The organism is Kitasatospora sp. NPDC056800, from assembly GCF_042789775.1.
Lineage (GTDB): Bacteria > Actinomycetota > Actinomycetes > Streptomycetales > Streptomycetaceae > Kitasatospora.
In genome coordinates, this window is the sequence record NZ_JBHUAL010000193.1 from 1 (window position 1) to 18,544 (window position 18,544).

The following is an 18,544-nucleotide window of genomic DNA, read 5'->3' on the forward strand; positions in this document are numbered from 1 at the left end:
GTGGTGGTGGAGGGCTGTTGCGGAGTTGCCCGTGGAGCCGTTCGCGGGGTCGCTGTCGTGTGCCGGCGGGGGCAGCGGAACGGCCGGACCGCCCCTCGGGGCGATCCGGCCGTCCGTACGGGGCCGGGCTGGTCAGCCGGGCTGGTCAGAGCGGGGGCAGCAGGGGCGCGCCGGTCGCGGCCTGGACCTCGGCGAAGTCCACGCCCGGCGCCGTCTCCACGACCCGCAGCCCCTCCGGGGTCACGTCGACCACCGCGAGGTCGGTGACGATCCGGTCAACAACTCCATGTCCTGTCGCTGGAAGTGACAGCTCATCGACGATCTTCGGCGAGCCGTCCCGGGCGGTGTGCTCCATCACCACGATCAGCCGACGGGCCCCGTGCACCAGGTCCATCGCGCCGCCCATGCCCTTGACCATCTTGCCGGGGATCATCCAGTTGGCGAGGTCCCCGGCGGCCGACACCTGCATCGCGCCGAGCACCGAGACGTCGATCCGCCCGGCCCGGATCATGCCGAAGGAGAAGGCGGAGTCGAAGTACGAGGCGCCGGGGGCGACCGTCACCGTCTCCTTCCCGGCGTTGATCAGGTCGGCGTGCTCGGCGCCCTCCTCCGGGTACGGGCCGACGCCGAGGATGCCGTTCTCCGAGTGGAGCACCACCTCGACGCCCGGCGGGAGGTGGTTGGGGATCAGGGTCGGCAGGCCGATGCCCAGGTTCACGTACTGGCCGTCGCGCAACTCGCGGGCGGCGCGGGCGGCCAGGGCGTTGCGGGGATCGAGAGCGGTGGCGGGGGTGGTGGCGCGGACTGCGGTCTCGGTGGGCATCGGGTCAGGCCTCCTGGAGTGCGGGGCGGACGGTCCGGCGCTCGATGCGGCGGTCCTCGGGGTCGGCGGTCACCACCCGGTCGACGTACACCCCGGGCAGGTGCACCGCGTCCGGAGGGAGCTTGCCCGGTTCGACGATCCGGTCCGCCTCGACCAGGGTGATCCGGCCCGCCGCTGCGCAGAGCGGGTTGAAGTTCCGGGCGGCGGCGTGGAACACGCAGTTGCCGTGCCGGTCCGCCACCTCGGCCCGGACCAGCGCGAAGTCCGCCGTGATCGCCTCCTCCAGCAGGTAGCGACGGCTGCCGAACTCCCGGACCTCCTTCGGCGGGGAGGCCAGGGCCACCGAGCCGTCGGCCGCGTAGCGCCAGGGCAGCCCGCCCTCCTCGACCTGGGTGCCGACCCCGGCCGGGGTGAAGAACGCCGGGATGCCGGCGCCGCCCGCCCGGAGCCGCTCGGCCAGCGTGCCCTGCGGGGTCAGCTCGACCTCCAGCTCGCCGGAGAGGTACTGCCGGGCGAACTCCTTGTTCTCCCCGACGTACGAGGAGGTCATCCGGGCGATCCGGCCCGCCCGCAGCAGCAGGCCCAGCCCCCAGTCGTCCACCCCGCAGTTGTTCGAGACCACCCGCAGTCCGGTGGCGCCGGAGTCCACCAGGGCGCCGATCAGCGTGCTGGGGATGCCGCAGAGGCCGAAGCCGCCGACGGCCAGCACCGCGCCGTCGGGAACGTCCCCGACGGCGTCGGCGGGGGAGTCCAGGACCTTGTCCAAGGGGTCACCTCGTGAGGGAGTGGGCGGAGGGGGTGGAAGAGGAAGGGGCGGAGCGCGGCCGGGGTGGTACGGCGGCCGGGGCAGGTGGGACGGGCAGGTGGGACGGGCTTGTGGGACGGGCGGCCGGCGGGCTCGGCCGCCGCGCGGAGCCCGTGGCCGTACCAGGCCGGGCTGGGGTCCTGCCTGGGCCGGACCGGGGTCGGGCACGCCGCTGGGGTTGGCTGCCGTCGGACGGGCTCCGCGCCCCTCCACCGTCACCGGGCAGGGGTGGGCGCAGCCATGGCGGCCACCCCCATGGGTGGGCGCGGAGCCGTGTCGGCGGGCCACACCCGGGCGCCCGGGGGACGGCGGCGGGCCGACGGTATGTCGACCGGAGCCACATCCCGACCGGCTGATACGTCGACCGGGCACATGTCGCCGTTCCCACCGCACACCTACGGTTCCCGCATCCACCCGCCGCACTTCAGGAGTCGGTCACCATGCGCAGCTCGACAAACCCCTCCAGGACCGCCTCCGGCGTTCGCCTGGGCGACTCCCTGACCGGCGGCCCGGCCCGGAAGCTCGCCGCCCTCGCGGCCTGCGTCCTGCTGGCCTCGGGCTGTGCCAAGGCCGGCACGGCCGGGACGAGCGCGGCGGACGGTGGATCGAAGGGCCCGATCAAGGTCGGCCTGGTGTACTCCAAGACCGGGCCGCTGGCCGCCTACGGCAAGCAGTACCTGGAGGGCTTCAAGGCCGGCCTGAGCTACGCGACCAAGGGCACCGGCGCGGTCGACGGGCACAAGATCGAGTTCGAGGAGCAGGACGACGCCGGCGACCCGGCCAAGGCGGTGTCCGCCGCCAAGGACCTGATCGGCAAGGGCTACAAGGTGCTGGCCGGTTCCACCGCCTCCGGTGTGGCCCTCCAGGTCGGCCCGATCGCCGCCCAGAACAAGGTGCTCTTCATCAGCGGCCCGGCCGCCGCCGACAAGGCCACCGGTCTGAACAAGTACACCTTCCGTTCCGGCCGCCAGTCCTACCAGGACATCAAGACCGCGGCCTCGTTCATCGGTGACGCCAAGGGCAAGAAGGTCACCGTGCTCGCCCAGGACAACGCCTTCGGCCAGGCCAACGTGGCCGCCGTGAAGGCGCTGCTCGGCGCCGAGGGCGCGACGGTCGACCAGGTGCTCGCCCCGCCGAGCGCCACCGACCTCACCCCCTTCGCCACCCAGGCCAAGACCGCCAAGCCCGACCTGCTGTTCGTCGCCTGGGCCGGCGACACCGCCTCGGCCCTGTGGACGGCGCTCAACCAGCAGGACGTGTTCGCCGACACCAAGGTCGTGACCGGCCTCGACCTGGCCGCCTCCTACCCGCTGTTCGGCCCGGCCGCCGAGAAGATCTCCTTCCTGAACCACTACTTCGACGGCGCCGCCGGCACCCCGGTGGAGAAGGCCATGACCGATGCCGTCACCGCCGCCGGAGGGAAGACGGACATCTTCACCCCGGACGGCTTCACCGCCGCCCAGATGATCGTGCACGCCGTCGAGTCCAACCACGGCTCCGCCGACGACACCTCGGCCCTGGTCAAGGCCCTGGAGGGCTGGAGCTTCGACGGCGTGAAGGGGAAGACCACGGTCCGCGCCGAGGACCACGCCCTGCTCCAGCCGATGTTCCAGGTGCGGCTGACCGGCAGCGGTGCCGCCGCCAAGCCCTCGGTGGAGAAGACCCTGACCGCGGACGAGGCGGCACCCCCGGTCACCCCGATGGCGGGCTGATCCCGATGCCCGCCCGCACCACGTCGACTCCTTCCGCCTCCTCGGCTGCCTCCGCCGCGTCCACCTCGTCCGCGCGGTCCTCCGCGTCCTCCTCTCCGGTGCTGCGTCTGGACGGGCTCGGCTGGGCCGTCCGCGGCGTGCCGATCGTCGAGGACGTCTCCTTCTCGGTCGGCGAAGGCGAGTTCATCGCCTTCATCGGGCCCAACGGCGCCGGCAAGACCTCCCTCTTCAACCTGATCTCGGGCATCTACCCGGCGACCCACGGCAGCCTCCACCTCGACGGCGCGGACATCACCGCCGAGACGGTGCACGCCAGGGCCCGCCGCGGGCTCGGCCGCACCTTCCAGACCTCCTCCCTCTGGCCGGGGATGACCGTCGCCGACCACGTCCGCCTGGCCGCCCAGGCGGCGGCCGGACCGGGCGCCTCGTACCGGCTCTGGCGCCGCGCCGAACGCTACGAGCAGCAGCTGGCCGACACCCTGGAACGCACCGATCTCACCCACCGCGCGGACACCCTGGCCAGTGCGCTCTCGCACGGGGAGAAGCGCAAGCTGGAGCTGGCCGTCCTGCTGGTCTCGGAGCCCCGGCTGATCCTGCTGGACGAGCCGATGGCCGGAGTCAGCGCGGAGGAGGTGCCCGCCCTCACCGAGCTGATCCGTTCCGTGCACCGTGACCTGGGCCGGACCGTCCTGATGGTCGAGCACCACATGGACGTCCTGCTCGGCCTCGCCGACCGGCTCGCGGTGATGCACCACGGCACGCTGCTCGCCCTGGACACCCCCGAGGCCGTGATGGCCGACCCGACCGTGCAACAGGCCTACCTGGGTGAGGCGTTGTGACCTCCTCTCCGTTCTCCGCTCAGCGCCCCGCTCCTTCGGCGCACTCCGCCTCCTCTCCGTCGTCCGCGTCCTCGCCGTCGTCCGCTGCCGAACCCCTCCTCTCCGTCCGCGATCTGCGGGTGGTCATCGACGGGCTGCACATCCTGCACGGCGTCGACTTCGACGTGGCCCCCGTCGGGGTGACCGCGCTCCTCGGCCGCAACGGCGCCGGGAAGACCACCACCGTCAAGGCCGTCATGGGCCTGGTGCCGCGCACCGGAAGCATCCGGCTCTCCGGCTCCGAACTCTCCTCCCTTCCCACGCATCTGGTCGTTCGTCATGGCATCGGCTACGCGCCCGAGGACCGGGGGATCTTCGCCGGCCTCACGGTCGCCGAGAACCTCCGCCTCGCCGAGCGCGCTGCCGGGAGCGGGAGCGGGAGCGGGAGTGGGAGTGGCGGCGAGGCCGGTGAGCCCAACTACGCACTCGTCCACGAGCTCTTCCCCGAACTCAAGCAGCGGGCCGGGCAATTGGCCGGGACGCTCTCCGGCGGCCAGCAGCAGATGGTGGCGATCGGCCGGACGCTGCTCAACCGCAACCGGTTGATCATCGCCGACGAGCCCACCAAGGGCCTGGCCCCGAAGATCGTCGCCGAGGTGGCCGAGGTGCTGGCGCGTGCGGCCGAGGCCGTGCCCGTCCTCCTGGTCGAGCAGAACCTCGCCCTCGTCCGCCGGCTGGCCGGCACCTGCGCCGTCCTGGCCGACGGCCGTACCGCCCACCGCGGAGACACCGCCGAGCTGTTGGCCGACGAGGAGGCCGCCCGCCGCCTGCTCGGCGTCGGCTCCCGTCACCCGCTCGCCGGCGGGCCCCGGCCCGCCGCCGCCCCGGCCTCCCCGGCCGCCCCTGTCGTCACCGCCGAGGTGAAGCCCTGATGGACACTGTCGTCCTCCTTTTCTGTACCGGACTCGGTCTCGGTGCGCTGTACTTCCTGGTCGCCTCCGGTCTGTCGCTGATCTTCGGTTTGATGGACGTGCTCAACTTCGCGCACGGCGCCCTGCTCTCGATCGGCGCCTACGCCACCTGGTGGGCCGGTGCCGAGGCTGGTCTCTCCTTCTGGCTCGCGGTGCCGTTCGGCACCCTGGTCGGAACGGCCGCCGCCGTCCTGCTGGAGCTCTTCCTGATCCGGCCGCTCTACAGCCGGCCGCGCGACCAGATCCTTGCCACCGTCGGGGTCGGGCTCGCCGTACCCGCCCTGCTGATGGGGATCTGGGGCGCGGACTCCCGCCCCTTCCCGCAGCCGGAGCTGCTGTCCGGCACCTGGCACGTGCTCGGGGCGACCGTCCCGGTCAACCGCTTCGTGCTGGTGGCCGCCGCCGCCCTGCTGCTGCTCGCTCTTCGGTTGTTCCTCGCCCGTACCCGCTACGGGCTGATCGTCCGGGCCGGCGTCGAGGACCGGGCGATGGTCACGGCGCTCGGCATCGACGTCCGGAAGGCGTTCACCCTCGTCTTCGCCCTCGGCGGGGCGGCCGCCGCACTCGGTGGCGCCCTCGGCGGCCTCTACTTCGGTTCGGTCAATCCCGGCCAGGGGACCGGCCTGCTCATCTTCGCCTTCGTCGTCGTGGTGATGGGCGGCATGGGCTCCGTGACCGGAGCCGCCGTCGCCTCGGTGGGCGTCGGCCTCGTCCAGCAGTTCGCCAACTACTACACCGGCGCCGGGCTCGGCGACCTCTCGGTCGTCGTCCTGCTCGCCGTGCTGCTTCTCGTCCGACCCCGTGGACTCACCGGGAGGCTCGCGTGAGCGCCGAAACACCGATCACGAGCACCGGTGGCCCCGCGGCCGGCCGCAGCGCCGCCGCTCCGGCAGAGGGGACTGACACCAGCTCCACCGACACCGCCACTGTGGCAAGGGGGACTGACACCGGCCTTGCCGAGACCCATTGTGAACACAGGGCCGAGTCCGGCGCCATCCCTCGAACGGGTGATCCAGTCACTAATCGCTGGACTGGCGTGCACAGAGCGCTACGCTGGTGGCCGATCGCTCTGCTGATCACGCTCCTTGTCGCCCCATACAGTGCGCTTCCCGTCCCGGGACTGCTCGACGGCCCGCTCGGCAGCCCCGGAAGCCTCCAACTGCTCGCCCTGTGCCTCCTCTACGGCGGGCTCGCCACCGGTTACGACCTCCTGCTCGGTCGGACCGGACTGCTCTCCTTCGGCCACGCGCTCTACTTCGCGACCGGCCTCTACGCCACCGACCTCGGCATGCTGGAGCTGCGACTGCCGTTCGCCGCCGCCGCGGTGTTCGGCGTCTCCTGCTCCGTCCTGCTGGCCCTGCTGCTCGGCTCGGTCAGCCTGCGCGTCACCGGCATCGGCTTCTCCATGGTCACCCTCGCCTTCGCCCAGGCCGGCTCGATCCTCGTCCAGCGCAACCCCGGTGGCGCCACCGGCGGCGAGGAGGGCCGGTCCGCCCCGGCCGACCTGCTGCCCTCCGGCCTGCTCGGGATCGAGAACACCGCCAACCTCTACTGGATCGCCGTCGGCTACCTGGTGCTGACGGTCGCCGCGGTCCACTGGGCCGTCAAGTCCCCGATCGGCCGGGTCTGGGAGGGCATCAAGGAGAACGAACGCCGGGTCGAGGTGCTCGGACTGCGGCCGTACGGCTACAAGTTGGTCGCCTTCGTGCTGGCCGGCGGACTCGCCGGGCTGGGCGGGGTGGTCTACCTGCTGCTGACCGGTGGCGCCACCCCGCAGGCCGCCACCTCGGACGCCACGCTCGCGCTCCTGGTCATGGTCGTCCTCGGCGGCTCCGGCACCCGCTGGGGGCCGCTGCTCGGCGGTGTCCTCTACACCTGGGCGAGCCACCGGCTCGGCGACCTCGCCAACTCGTCGGCCGTCGCCGACCTTCCGGCGGTGCTGCGCGTGCCGCTCTCCCAACCCCTGTTCCTGCTGGGCGCCCTGTTCGTCGCCGTGGTCTACCTGCTGCCCGGCGGCCTGGCTAGACTGCCTGCCCGCATCCGATCCGCCCGCACCGGCCGTTCCGCCCCGGCGCCGGCCGGCCCCGGAACCGCCCACCCCACCGGAGGTACCCCCGCGTGAGCCAGTCGCCGCTGAAGCCCGAGGAGTTGACCGTCCCCGTGCCCGGTGGGGACCTGGCCGTCCTGCGCTGGCCCGCCGAGGACCCGCAGGCCCCGACGGTCGTGGCGGTGCACGGCATCACCGCCAACGGCCTCGCCTGGTACGAGGTCGCCCGCCGGCTCGCCGGCCGGGTCACCCTGCTCGCGCCCGACCTGCGGGGCCGCGGCGCCAGCCGCTCGGTCACCGGACCGTACGGACTGGCCCGGCACGCCGACGACGTGGCCGCGCTGATCGGCGCGCTCGGCTCGGGGCCCGTCACGGTGGTCGGCCACTCGATGGGGGCCTGGGTCACCGCCCTGGCCGCCGTCCGGCACCCCGACCTCGTCCGCCGCGTCCTGCTGGTCGACGGGGCGGTGACCTTCCCGCTGCCGCAGGGCGTCCGCGAGGAGGACGCCCTGGCCGCGGTGCTCGGCCCCGCGCTGGCCCGGCTGTCCACGACCTTCCCGGACCGGGAGGCCTACCGGGAGTTCTGGCGCGGGCACCCCGCCTTCGCCGGTGAGTGGACCGAGGGGATCGACGCCTACACCCAGCGCGACCTGGTCGGCGCGGAGCCCGAACTGCGCTCCTCCTGCGTGCTGGAGGCCGTGCAGGCCGACGGCGCCCAGGTCCTGCTGGACGAGGACGCGGCCGCCGCCGTGCACCGGCTGCCCTGCCCGGCCGACCTGATCTGGGCCGAGCGCGGCCTGTTCGACGAGCCGCAGGGCCTCTACGACCACGAGCGGATCGGGCTGGCCGGGCTGGACCGGGAGCGGGTTCCGGCCTCGCCGGTGCCGGACACCAACCACTACTCGATCCTCTGGGGCGAGGCCGGGGCGGACCGCATCGTCCGCATCCTGCTCGCGGACGCCCTCACTGCCGGGTAGCCGGTCCGCCCCGGAACGCCGACCGGGAACCGATCAGGACGCAGACCGGAACGCCGACGGCCGGCGGGGGCCCGCACCCCCGCCGGCCGCCGCCGGTGCCCCGTCCCGCCGCTCCCCGGCGGGTCAGCCCGCCGTGCCGAGGAAGCTCTCCCAGCCGCCCGCCGGCGCCTGGCCGACGTTGAGCGAGCGCAGCTTGCGCAGGGTGGACTGGTCCTGCACCTCCAGCCACTCGACGAGCTGCTTGAAGGAGACCAGTCGGACGTCGGGCTTGCCCGCGATGGTCTTGAGGGTCTCCTCGACGGCGTCCATGTAGATGCCGCCGTTCCACTGCTCGAAGTGGTTGCCGACGAAGAACGGCGCGCGGTTGCCGTTGTACGCGCGCTCGAAGCCCGCCAGGTAGGAGTTGGTGGCCTGGGTGCGCCAGTCGCCGTACTTGGCCGGGTCGCCCTTGGTGCTGCCGGCGGACTGGTTGGCCAGGATGTTGTAGTCCATCGACAGGACCTGGAAGGTGTGCCCGGGGAACGGGATGGACTGCAGCGGGAAGTCCCAGACCTTGCCGTCCTGCACCTTCTGCGGCCATATCTGCAGGCCGCCCGAGGAACTGGCGTCGTACTTCCAGCCCAGCTTGGCGATGGTCGGCAGCAGCGCCTTCTGGCCCTCCAGGCACGGGGTGCGGCCGCCGATCAGCTCCTTCTTGTAGTCGAAGGGGAGCGGGTCGACATCGGTGAAACCGGTGTTGGTCCGCCACTGGGTGACGAAGCCGATCGCCTGGTCGATCTCGCTCTGCCAGTCCTCCGGGGTCCACACGTTGACCCCGTTCTTGTCCGGACGGCTGGAGCAGAAGTGCCCGTTGAAGTGGGTGCCGATCTCGTGCCCGGCCAGCCAGGCCTGGCTGACGAGCTTGAGCGTGCTCTTCACCGCGCCGTCCGACAGGTACGGGATGTCGGAGGCGCCGACCGAGTGCTTCGGCGGGTGGTAGAGGTCCGCCTTGCCCTTGGGCAGGGCGTAGATGCCCGAGAGGAAGAAGGTCATCGTGGCCTTGTGCTGCTCCGCCAGCTTCAGGAAGCGGGGGAACTGGCCGTCCTCGGTGCCGCCGGCGCCGTCCCAGGAGAAGACCACGAACTGGGGCGGCCGCTCGCCCGGCTTGAGCTTCTCGGGCTTGGGCTGGTTCGGCTGCGGGCCGGTGTCCGCGTTGGAACCGTCGCCGATCGGGGTGCCCTTGGGCACCACCGCCTGGGTGGGGTCGCCGCTGTCGCCCTGGGTGGTGCTCGCGCCGCCGGGGCCGGGGGAGGGGGAGCCCTGGCCCGAGCCGGACCCGCCGCTGGAGCAGGCTGCGACCGCGCCGAGGGCCGCGGTCGCGGCGGTTGCGCTGAGCACCGTCCTGCGCGAGATGCTGGTCATGGTCTCCCCTGGGTGCCGATACCGGTGGTGAGGGCGGCCCACGGCCGCACCGGTCAAATCGGGCAATTGATGAATATTCCGCCGTTAGCATGTCATGTCGCCGCAGCGGCCACCAAGGTCGCCGAGCGCTGACGACTCTCAACACGCCGGGCGCGTACGGCTGGGCTGCGGGGATGCCTCGACTGTTGCCGTCCTGTGACGCTTCCCGCCCCGTGCGGTCCGGTCAGTACGCTACCGCCGGTCGGTCCGCTCCCCGCCGGAGTTCGTCAGCGTTCGGCCCGGTTGGTCGCCCTTTTGGGAAAACTTTTGCCCCTTGCTGGGCCGGGCAGCCCGAAGCCCGCTATGGGGCCGCTCCGGGCGGGCCGGGCGGGAGGGGAAAAGAGGGAGAGAAGGGGGAGAGGCGGCCGGGAGGGCCGTCAGAGTGCGGCGAGTCGCCGGGTGCGGCGCACCATGCGCGCGATCGCGGTGCTGATGGCGGTGGCCGCCGCGCAGGAGACCACGAGGCTCAGCCAGGCGGTGTTGAACCAGTGGCTGTTCAGCCAGCCCAGCGTCACGATGTAGGCGGCCCAGACCAGCGCCGCCAGTGCCGACCAGTGCAGGAACCGGTGCGGATGGGCGGGGGAGTGGCCGATGGCCAGGTCGAGGACGGTCCGGCCGGCCGGGACGAACCGGGCGACCACCACCATCGCGGCGGCCGCTCCGTGGGGGCGTTCGATCAGGGCCTCCTGGACCCGGGTCACGCTGGCCGCCAGTTTCGGGCGCCGGGCGAGCCGGCGGTGCAGCACCGGGGCGCCGCGCCGGGCCAGGTTCAGCAGCAGGAGGTCGCCCAGGAAGGAGGCCACCGCCACGCCCAGTCCGAGCATCAGGGGCGCGCCGTTGATCTGCGAGGTCTTGAGCACGGCCAGGATGACCAGCGTCCCGCTGGGGATGAACGGCAGGAGGGCGTCCCCGAGCACGGCGACGAGCGCCAGCGCGCAGATCCACGAGGATCCGATCGCGGCCACGAAGTTCAAGACCCTTTACTCCCTCCGTGCCTCCCGGGGGAGCAGGTGGCTGCAGGGGTCAACGCTAGCGCCTCGACTTTTCATGCCATGAAGCACCCCGGTATGGCATGGATCACGAGTGCTGATTCCGGCCGTGCCCCGAGGCGGCGGGCCGTGTGTCCGGGCCGTATGTCCGGGTCGGCCGGGGTGGGGGGGCGCCCGGGCGGCGGAGGGCCGCCGAAACCGAACGAGCCCCCGGGGCGGGGTGCCGCGCCGAGGGCTCGCAGTGATCGTCCGGTGCTGGTCCAGCCCGACGATCTTGCTGGTGGAGTGCGGATCCCGCTCCGGCGGTCCGCCTCTGGGCCCAAGCCTGCCGGACGCCGACCCCCGGTCGCGAGGGCCCGGGCTGGCGACTTCCGGCGCTGGCGGGAAGTCGCCAGCCGTGTTCGCCCACTGGCTCTCCGTCAGCCGAACGGTCGGTCGGACGCCCGTGCGAAATGGCCGAAACCCACTCGGACCGTGGCCGGACGACATCCCCGAGGCGGGAACAGCGAGCCCCCGGCCGTGGTTGACCCCGGTCGGCGACAGCGACCGGCGGACCACCCGGGCCCGCGCGGCCGGCCACGACGGCCGGCTCAAGGACGGCAGCCAGGAGGGCGGACGGGATGACCACCGAGGACCAGCAGGAGCACGGAGCCGAACCGGCGGTCGATACGGCGATCCGGGGCACCGCCCGGGGAACGGCACCCGCCCCGCTCTCCATCCTCGACCTGGCCACGGTCGGCGTCGGCCACACGCCCGCCGAGGCCCTCGCCGCCACCACCGAACTGGCCCGCCGGGCCGAACAGTGGGGCTACCACCGCTTCTGGGTGGCCGAGCACCACGGCATGCCCGGAGTGGCCAGCTCCACCCCCGCCGTCCTGCTCGCCCACCTCGGGGCCAACACCACCACGCTGCGGCTCGGCTCCGGCGGCGTCATGCTCCCCAACCACGCCCCGCTGGCCATCGCCGAGCAGTTCGGCCTGCTGGAAGCCCTGCACCCCGGGCGGATCGACCTCGGACTCGGCCGCGCCCCCGGCACCGACCAGGCCACCGCCCGGGCGCTGCGCCGCGGCCTCGCCGAAGGCGCGGACGACTTCCCGCAGCAGCTCGCCGAGCTGACCCACTTCCTCGACGGCGACTTCCCGGACGGCCACCCGTACGCCCGGCTGACGGCCGTCCCCAAGGGCGAGGGCCGCCCGCCGGTCTGGCTGCTCGGCTCCTCCGGCTTCAGCGCCCAGCTGGCGGGCCGCCTCGGTCTCCCGTTCGCCTTCGCCCACCACTTCAGCAGCGCCAACACCGTCCCGGCGCTGGACCTCTACCGCTCGTCCTTCCGCCCCTCCGCCGTGCTCGCCGAGCCGTACGCGCTGATCGGCGTGAGCGCGGTCGCCGCCGACGACGAGACCTCGGCCCGGCGCCTCGCCCGCTCCGCGGCCCTCGGCATGCTCCGCCTGCGGCGCGGCAACCCCGGCCCGATCCCCACCCCGCAGGAGGCCGAGGAGTACCCGTACAGCCCGGTCGAAGCCGACTTCATCGACAGCTGGCTCGACAACGTCGTGCTCGGCGACCCAGGCCGGGTCGCCGACGGGCTGGAGGCCCTGCGCAAGCGGACCGGCGTGGACGAGCTGATGGTCACCTCCCACATCCACGGCCACGAGGCCCGGCTCCGCTCGTACGGCCTGATCGCCGAGGCGTACGGCCTGACGGCGACGGTGTGACGGCTGCGGCCTGACGGCTGTGGCGGGACCGACGGCCTGCGGTCCTGCCACGGCCGTGACCGCCGCCGGGAGGTTCGACGCCGCGCCCCGGGCCGGCCGGGGCGCGGGCCGAGCGCCACGCGGTGGTGGGCCACACCACCGCGGGCCGGGCGGACCGACCCGTCAGCCCGCCCGGCCCGCGACTGTTGCTCACTGCGACCGCCTCGCCCCCGACCGCCTCGGCCCGCCCTCGCCGTGTAGGGCGGGGCGGCTGTCGTGGGGTGTGGCCGCGGCGGGTTCGGCTTCGCCGGGGGGCGGGTGAGGTACCGGCCCTGGGCGGGCGCCGGCCCAGGCCCCACCTCGTTCCGGCCCGCCCCTGCGGCTAGCGGCCCTGTAGGGCGGGGCGGCCGTCGCGGAGTATGGCCGCGACGAGTTCGGCCTCGCCGGGGCGGGCGAAGTACCAGCCCTGGGCGGTGTCGCAGCCGGTCAGCCGCAGGCGTTCGGCCTGGGCGGCGCTCTCGATGCCCTCGGCGGTGACGGTCAGGCCGAGGGTGTGGGCGAGCTGCACCATCGCGCCGACGATCTGCTCGTCCGCGTCGCTGCGGCGGGAGCCGAGTTCCGGGCGGCCGGGCCGGTCCGTCGGGGAGGGCTCGCGGAAGCCCTCGATGAAGGTGCCGTCGAGTTTGAGCACGTGCACCGGCAGCCGGGAGAGGTAGGCCAGGTTGGAGTAGCCGGTGCCGAAGTCGTCGATCGCGATCCGCACGCCCATGTCGGCGAGCGCCTGGAGGGCCTGGAGGGGTCGGCCGCCGGGGCCGAGCAGGGCGCTCTCGGTGATCTCCAGTTGGAGCAGCCGGGCCGGCAGGCCGGTGCGTTCGAGGGCCCGGGCGACGTCGGCGACGATGTCGGAGTCCCAGATCTGGCGGGCGGCGAGGTTGACGCTCACGAAGGTCTCGGTCTCGGGGAACTCGGCGAGCCACTGCCGGGCCTGGCGGCAGGACTCCTCCAGTACCCAGGTCCCGAGCGGCACGATCGCGCCGGTCTCCTCGGCGAGCGGGATGAAGCGGTCCGGGGAGAGCGTCCCGTAGCGGGGGTGGCGCCAGCGGACCAGCGCCTCCGCGCCGTGCACGGTGCCGTCGGCCAGGCCGACCAGCGGCTGGTACTCGATCGCGAACTCGCCGCGTTCCAGGGCCGGGCGGAGCGCGGTGGCGAGCAGCTGCCGGGTGAGCTGGTGGGCGCCGCGGTCCGGGTCGTAGAGGGTCCAGCGGGCGCGGCCGTCGGCCTTGGACCAGTAGAGCGTGGCGTCGGCGTCCTTGACCAGGTCGGTCGAGGTGGTCTCGTGCACGGACCGCTCGACCACGCCGACGCTGGCGGTGACCACCAGCCGGTGCCCGGCCACGTCGAAGGGACGTTCCAGCACCTCCAGGATCCGGGCGGCCAGCTCGGTCAGCTGCTCGCTGCCCAGGCTGTCGGTGACCAGCACGGCGAACTCGTCGCCGCCCATCCGGGCCACCAGGTGGGTGTCGCGCCCGTCGAACCCGCGCCGCAGCCGGGTGGCGACGGCGATCAGCAGCTGGTCGCCGATGTGGTGGCCGAGCGCCTCGTTGATCGCCGCGAAGCCGTCGAGGTCCAGGTAGCAGACCCCGACCCGGCGTTCGTCCGGGGCGCCGACCGGGCCCGGCTGGTCGGCCGGCGCGAGGCAGGCGGCGTCGAGCCGCTCGAAGAAGTAGGTCCGGTTGGGCAGCCGGGTCAGCGGGTCGTGCAGGGCCTGGTACTCCAGCCGGTCGCCGAGCCGGCGCTGCTCGGTGATGTCCTCGACCAGCGCGAGGGTGTAGAGGGGGTCCCCGGCGCCGTCCCGGATCAGCGAGACGGTGACCTTGCTCCAGACCGTGTGGCCCTCGCGGTGCTTGAGCTGCTTCTCCACGCGGAACCGTTCCCGCTCGCCGCGGACGAGTTCGGAGAAGAGCCGGTCCGGCATGCCCTCCGGGTCGATGATCTCGTGCAGGTGGGTGCGGACCAGGTCGCCGACGCCCTGTCCGATCAGGGCGGCGAAGGCGGGGTTGACCTCGATGATCCGGTCCTCGGCATCGATCAGGGCCATGCCGATGACGGCGTCGCAGAAGGCGGCCCGGAACCGGGACTCGCTGGCCCGCAGCGCCGCCAGCAGCCGGTCGGTGTCGGTGCTCTCCCGGCCGCTGCCACGGGTGAGCCCCCGCTCCCGGCGGGCGTCGCCGCTGAGCGGGGCCGCGCAGGTGGGGCAGAGCAGCGGCTCCGGCTCGGTCAGCGTCCCGCGGGCGGTGAAGGAGGTGACGGGCCCCGCGGCCGGCCCGGTGACGGATCCGGAGACGGGCCCGCCGCCCGTTCCGCCGGTCGATCCGACGACAGGTCCGACGGCTGATCCGGCGGTGGGTCCCAGGGTCGGTTCAAGGGCCGGATCGAGGACCGGTTCCAGGACCGGAGAGGCGAGGTGGCGGTGGCACGGTGACTCCTCGTGCCGCCCGCCCGGGTGGTGTGCGTCGGCCCCCTCGTTCTGGCCCGGCACGGCATGCTCCCGTCCGCTGCTGACGCTTGACGATGTCCGGCCGGCCAGTCGGGACCCGGCGGTCGGCTCCGCACTCTGTCGTGGTCCTCGGAGTCGGTCCGCTGCGGGGCCGCCCGTCGTGGGGCGCCGGTGCGCGGGGACCCGCCTGAAGGACAGGGCGCTGCGGCCGATCATAGGCCGCGACGGCAACACGCGGTGACCGCCGCCAGGGTGATTCGCCCGCTTTGTGATCATGAATGGCGGTACGTGCAGACGCCCCCGGTGCACATCACATGATGTGCGCCAGGGGCGCGTGCGCTGAAGCCGCGCCCCTGGGCGCCGACCGTGCGCCGGACGCGGACCGGTCGCGCGCCGACCGCGGGCCGGACACCGGCCGGGAGCCGGACGCCGGCCGGTCCCCGAGGGGCGCGGAGAGGAAGAAGAGGAGAAGAGGGGTGCGGTTCAGGCCAGCTTGGCGGTGAGGGTGATGGTGGTGCCGGTCAGGGCCTGGCTGACCGGGCAGTTGGCCTTGGCGTCCTCGGCGGCCTTGACGAAGCCCGCCTCGTCCAGGCCCGGCACCGTGCCGGTGACGGTCAGGTGGATGCCGGTGATGCCCTCGCCCGGCTGGAAGGTGACGTCGGCCTGGGTCTCCAGAGTGGTGGGCGGGGTACCGGCGCCGGTGAGGCCGTGGGAGAGGGCCATCGAGAAGCACGCCGAGTGGGCGCCGGCGATGAGCTCCTCCGGGCTGGTCTTGCCGTTGGCCTGCTCGGCGCGGGACGGCCAGGACACCGGGTACGTGCCGATGCCGGACGATTCGAAGGTCACCTGGCCCTGGCCGGCGACGAGGTTGCCCTCCCAGGCCGTACGGGCGGTGCGGGTGGTTGCCACGAGCGGTTCCTCCAGTGCTGAGGGAGAGTGTTCGAGCGGTCACTTCCGGTCATGCGTGCCCCAGCCTACGGGCAGGGGCCTCCCCGCTCCGGCGTGTCACGCCGCAGCGGGGAGGCGGTGCGCGGTGCCGGCGGGCGGCTCCGGGGCACTGTCCGGATCGTGGACGGTTCTGTTCGACGGTGCGGGGCCGGAGCGGGGGCCCTGTTAGATTTGCCCGGGCCCGAGCCCGGCCGGCGTACGGTCGGGCGCCCACTCCAGACACCGGGAGCCGCCCCGATGACGGACCACTCCACGACCCCCGACGCCGCTCTGCCCCAGGGGATCGACGACGCCGTACGGGCCGAGCTGACCAGCCTGCGCGAGAGCATCGACAACATCGACGCCGCGGTGGTCCACATGCTGGCCGAGCGCTTCAAGGCGACCCAGCGGGTCGGCCGGCTCAAGGCCGAGCACAAGCTGCCGCCGGCCGACCCGGCGCGCGAGCGGGACCAGATCAAGCGGCTGCGGGAGCTGGCGGCGGGGGCGAAGCTGGACCCGGTCTTCGCGGAGAAGTTCCTGAACTTCATCATCGCCGAGGTCATCCGCCACCACGAGGCCATCGCCCGCGCCTGACCGGGCCGGAGCCCGCACGCCCGGAGGCCGGAGGCCCCCGCGCCCGGAGCCCGCACCCCACCCGGAGACGGAGACGGAGCGGACCGCCGGCAGCGGGCCCCGGTCGTTCCCGGCCCCTCCCGGCCGTTCCCAGGTGACCCCCGGTGATCCCCGGTGCGACCCCTCGGGGCTCCCCTGGGACACCCGGCGATGTCGGCGGCGGCTAAATGACCGATTTCGTCAGGCTCCACGGTTGGCGTAGCGTGCAGGTTTCCCCAGCCGGAGAGGTGGAGCAGCGACGATGGCGGTGAACCTGCCCGAAACGCCCAGCGGGGCCGGAGCCCCCAGCGGCTCCGCGTCGAACGTCCACGAGGTGTCCGGCGGCCGCGCCGAGGCCCGCCGTCGGGCGCGCGGTTCGCGCGGCCGTACGGACCGCCGCGCGGGCCGGCGTCCCCGGCCGTGGTGGATCGAGCTGCCGGTGATGGCGGCGGTCGGCCTGGTGGTCGCGCTGCTGATCAAGACCTGCCTGTTCCAGGTGTTCACCATCCCGTCCGGCTCGATGGAGAACACCCTGCGGATCGGCGACCGGGTCGGTGTGAACAAGCTGGCGCCGCTGACCGGCTGGGAGCCGGAGCCGGGGCAGCCGGTGGTGTTCAAGGACCCGGGGGGCTGGCTGCCGCCGCAGCCGACCGACCCGAACCCGGTCACCAACACCGTGAGCTCGGTGCTCAGCTTCGTCGGCCTGGTGCCGCCGAAGGACGACAACTACCTGGTCAAGCGGGTCATCGCGACCGGCGGCCAGACCGTGCAGTGCGAGGGCACCACGCTGACCGTCGACGGGCGGAAGGTCGACGAGCCGTACCTGCACCCCGGGGACGACTCCTGCGCCGGGCTGGACTTCGGGCCGGTGAAGGTGCCCTCGGGCTACGTCTGGGTCGAGGGCGACCACCGCAGCGACTCCGCGGACTCCCGGTACCACCAGCACGGCCCGGGCGGCGGCGCCGTGCCGGTGGACAACGTGGTCGGCCCGGTGTCGGCCGTGGTGTGGCCGCTCAGTCACCTCGACTGGTTCGGCTGGACCGGCCGCTGATCCCGCGCTCGGCGGCCACCCGGTCGGGGGCCCCGGGCCCGGCGGCTCCAGGGCCGTCGGCCCCCGCGTCTGAACCCGAGCCCGAGCCCGAGCCCGTTCCCGAGCCCGTCCCAGCCCCCGAACCCGCCTCCGCGGGCTTGCTCGCCTGCGCCGCGAAGGCGCCGGTCAGCACCAGCAGGCCGCCCGCGAGCTGCGGCACCCCGAGGTGTTCGCCGAGCAGCACCCAGGCCGTCACGGTGGCGACCACGGCCTCCAGGTTGGCGACCACCCCGGCGATCGGCGGCGAGAGGTAGCCGACCGAGATCACCCCGGTCAGGTAGGCGAGCACGGTCGCGATCAGGACCATCCACGCGGCCGGGATGAACGCGGGCAGGGTGTGCCCGTTCATCACCACCGACCCGCCGAGCCGACTCCAGTCGGCCTGCCACGGCCGGGTGAGGACGGTGAGCAGCACCGCGCCGACGAGCAGCCCGAACGCGCTGACGGCGAGCGGGTCGACCGGGCGGTCGCCGTGCCGGCCGGCGTCGGCGAGCACGAAGTAGCCGACCTGGCAGAAGGCCGCGCCGAGGGCGAACAGCACGCCCAGCGCGTCGAAGCTCAGACCGTTCCAGACCTCGACCACGCAGGCCAGCCCGGCCACCGCGACGCCGGCGCCGATGGCCGCGCCGCGGGTGATCGGCTTGCGCTGGACGAACTTGACGTAGCCGATCAGCAGCGGCGGGCCGAGGTACTCGATGAGCAGGGCGACGCCGACCGGGATGCGGGAGATCGCCGCGAAGTAGCAGGCCTGGACGCCCGCCACGGCGAGCAGGCCGAAGCCGAGCAGCAGGCCGGGGCGGCGCAGGACGGCGTCCCGGTGCCGGTAGGCGATCGGGAGGAGTGCCACCGCCGCCCCGGTGACGCGGAGCCACACCACGTGCAGGGGGGAGAGTCCGGCCTCTATCAGCGGCTTGGCCGCGGTGCCGGAGCCGCCGAAGGCGAAGGCGGAGACGAGCGCGAGGCCGAGGCCGAGGGTTCTGCCCGAAGGGAGGGTGGGCGAGGCCGTTGATCTGTGCACGGCCGCATTGTGACAGTCATACCAATGATCGGGTAAGGCGCCATTCCGTCATTCGGTCCTGCCCTTCACCGTACGCGGCGGCGAAATCACTCGGCCCCGGCCGCCCGGTCTCAGCTGAGAGCGGGCG

At 73.5% G+C, this 18,544-nt stretch carries 16 protein-coding genes; 9 read left to right on the forward strand and 7 right to left on the reverse strand.

The annotated features are described in order from the left end of the window. Positions 1 to 145: 145 nt before the first annotated feature. Both ACFRQN_RS32005 and ACFRQN_RS32010 read right to left on the reverse strand, forming a co-directional pair. Positions 146 to 823, reverse strand: a complete 678-nt coding sequence (locus ACFRQN_RS32005; protein ID WP_380743829.1) for a 3-oxoacid CoA-transferase subunit B — start codon at positions 821 to 823, stop codon at positions 146 to 148. A gap of 4 nt (positions 824 to 827) precedes the next feature. Beyond that, the gene (locus ACFRQN_RS32010) at positions 828 to 1,589 is read right to left on the reverse strand and encodes a CoA transferase subunit A (RefSeq protein ID WP_380743831.1); all 762 of its coding nucleotides are present in this window, start codon (positions 1,587 to 1,589) and stop codon (positions 828 to 830) included. A gap of 479 nt (positions 1,590 to 2,068) precedes the next feature. Between ACFRQN_RS32010 and ACFRQN_RS32015 the strand changes: the two genes are divergently transcribed. The 6 genes from ACFRQN_RS32015 (at position 2,069) to ACFRQN_RS32040 (ending at position 8,153) form a co-directional block, all read left to right on the forward strand. Beyond that, entirely contained in the window at positions 2,069 to 3,340 is a 1,272-nt protein-coding gene (locus tag ACFRQN_RS32015; protein ID WP_082345208.1) for a substrate-binding domain-containing protein, read from the forward strand. A 98-nt stretch (positions 3,341 to 3,438) separates the two neighbouring features. Continuing rightward, a complete protein-coding gene (locus ACFRQN_RS32020) occupies positions 3,439 to 4,179 on the forward strand; it encodes an ABC transporter ATP-binding protein (protein WP_049649683.1) in 741 nt (246 codons plus the stop codon). 113 nt (positions 4,180 to 4,292) lie between these two features. After that, positions 4,293 to 5,090, forward strand: a complete 798-nt coding sequence (locus ACFRQN_RS32025) for an ABC transporter ATP-binding protein (protein ID WP_380743846.1) — start codon at positions 4,293 to 4,295, stop codon at positions 5,088 to 5,090. Then, positions 5,090 to 5,956 carry a branched-chain amino acid ABC transporter permease gene (locus ACFRQN_RS32030; RefSeq protein ID WP_074005092.1) on the forward strand — a complete coding sequence of 289 codons (867 nt, stop codon included), beginning with the start codon at positions 5,090 to 5,092 and terminating at the stop codon, positions 5,954 to 5,956. Before ACFRQN_RS32025 ends, ACFRQN_RS32030 begins: the two co-directional genes overlap by 1 nt. Positions 5,957 to 6,123: 167 nt before the next feature. Next, complete coding sequence (locus tag ACFRQN_RS32035) at positions 6,124 to 7,251, forward strand: branched-chain amino acid ABC transporter permease (RefSeq protein ID WP_049649689.1); 1,128 nt, start codon at positions 6,124 to 6,126, stop codon at positions 7,249 to 7,251. Further along, positions 7,248 to 8,153 (forward strand): alpha/beta fold hydrolase, encoded by a 906-nt coding sequence (locus tag ACFRQN_RS32040; RefSeq protein WP_380743834.1) that lies wholly within the window; start codon positions 7,248 to 7,250, stop codon positions 8,151 to 8,153. The genes ACFRQN_RS32035 and ACFRQN_RS32040 overlap by 4 nt, the downstream gene beginning before the upstream one ends. A 123-nt stretch (positions 8,154 to 8,276) precedes the next feature. Here ACFRQN_RS32040 and ACFRQN_RS32045 read toward each other — a convergent pair whose 3' ends face one another. Together ACFRQN_RS32045 and ACFRQN_RS32050 are read right to left on the reverse strand one after the other, a co-directional pair. Beyond that, complete coding sequence (locus tag ACFRQN_RS32045; RefSeq protein WP_380743836.1) at positions 8,277 to 9,554, reverse strand: hypothetical protein; 1,278 nt, start codon at positions 9,552 to 9,554, stop codon at positions 8,277 to 8,279. A 416-nt stretch (positions 9,555 to 9,970) separates the two neighbouring features. Beyond that, positions 9,971 to 10,558 (reverse strand): DedA family protein, encoded by a 588-nt coding sequence (locus ACFRQN_RS32050; RefSeq protein WP_234348218.1) that lies wholly within the window; start codon positions 10,556 to 10,558, stop codon positions 9,971 to 9,973. A 644-nt stretch (positions 10,559 to 11,202) separates the two neighbouring features. Here ACFRQN_RS32050 and ACFRQN_RS32055 point away from each other — a divergent pair. Beyond that, positions 11,203 to 12,294 carry an LLM class flavin-dependent oxidoreductase gene (locus ACFRQN_RS32055; RefSeq protein ID WP_380743838.1) on the forward strand — a complete coding sequence of 364 codons (1,092 nt, stop codon included), beginning with the start codon at positions 11,203 to 11,205 and terminating at the stop codon, positions 12,292 to 12,294. 361 nt (positions 12,295 to 12,655) lie between these two features. Here the strand turns inward: ACFRQN_RS32055 and ACFRQN_RS32060 are convergent, their stop codons facing one another. Both ACFRQN_RS32060 and ACFRQN_RS32065 read right to left on the reverse strand, forming a co-directional pair. Next, entirely contained in the window at positions 12,656 to 14,812 is a 2,157-nt protein-coding gene (locus ACFRQN_RS32060; RefSeq protein ID WP_380743840.1) for a putative bifunctional diguanylate cyclase/phosphodiesterase, read from the reverse strand. Between the two features lie 441 nt (positions 14,813 to 15,253). Further along, on the reverse strand, positions 15,254 to 15,679 hold the full coding sequence (locus tag ACFRQN_RS32065) for an OsmC family protein (protein WP_049649677.1): 426 nt from the start codon (positions 15,677 to 15,679) through the stop codon (positions 15,254 to 15,256). A gap of 276 nt (positions 15,680 to 15,955) precedes the next feature. On the opposite strand from ACFRQN_RS32065, the gene ACFRQN_RS32070 reads away from it, so the two are divergent. Both ACFRQN_RS32070 and lepB read left to right on the forward strand, forming a co-directional pair. Next, positions 15,956 to 16,291 (forward strand): chorismate mutase, encoded by a 336-nt coding sequence (locus ACFRQN_RS32070; RefSeq protein WP_049649676.1) that lies wholly within the window; start codon positions 15,956 to 15,958, stop codon positions 16,289 to 16,291. A gap of 280 nt (positions 16,292 to 16,571) precedes the next feature. After that, complete coding sequence (lepB, locus tag ACFRQN_RS32075; protein ID WP_380743842.1) at positions 16,572 to 17,360, forward strand: signal peptidase I; 789 nt, start codon at positions 16,572 to 16,574, stop codon at positions 17,358 to 17,360. Here lepB and ACFRQN_RS32080 read toward each other — a convergent pair. Then, positions 17,323 to 18,417 (reverse strand): DMT family transporter, encoded by a 1,095-nt coding sequence (locus ACFRQN_RS32080; protein WP_380743844.1) that lies wholly within the window; start codon positions 18,415 to 18,417, stop codon positions 17,323 to 17,325. The two genes, lepB and ACFRQN_RS32080, sit on opposite strands and share 38 nt — an antisense overlap. Positions 18,418 to 18,544: the final 127 nt, after the last annotated feature.

Bases quoted from the DNA above. Each gene is read 5' to 3' on its own strand.
- lepB (WP_380743842.1), top strand. From the start codon at position 16,572: ATGGCGGTGAACCTGCCCGAAACGCCCAGCGGGGCCGGAGCCCCCAGC.
- ACFRQN_RS32070 (WP_049649676.1), top strand. From the start codon at position 15,956: ATGACGGACCACTCCACGACCCCCGACGCCGCTCTGCCCCAGGGGATC.
- ACFRQN_RS32005 (WP_380743829.1), bottom strand. From the start codon at position 823: ATGCCCACCGAGACCGCAGTCCGCGCCACCACCCCCGCCACCGCTCTC.
- ACFRQN_RS32055 (WP_380743838.1), top strand. From the start codon at position 11,203: ATGACCACCGAGGACCAGCAGGAGCACGGAGCCGAACCGGCGGTCGAT.
- ACFRQN_RS32045 (WP_380743836.1), bottom strand. From the start codon at position 9,554: ATGACCAGCATCTCGCGCAGGACGGTGCTCAGCGCAACCGCCGCGACC.
- ACFRQN_RS32015 (WP_082345208.1), top strand. From the start codon at position 2,069: ATGCGCAGCTCGACAAACCCCTCCAGGACCGCCTCCGGCGTTCGCCTG.
- ACFRQN_RS32030 (WP_074005092.1), top strand. From the start codon at position 5,090: ATGGACACTGTCGTCCTCCTTTTCTGTACCGGACTCGGTCTCGGTGCG.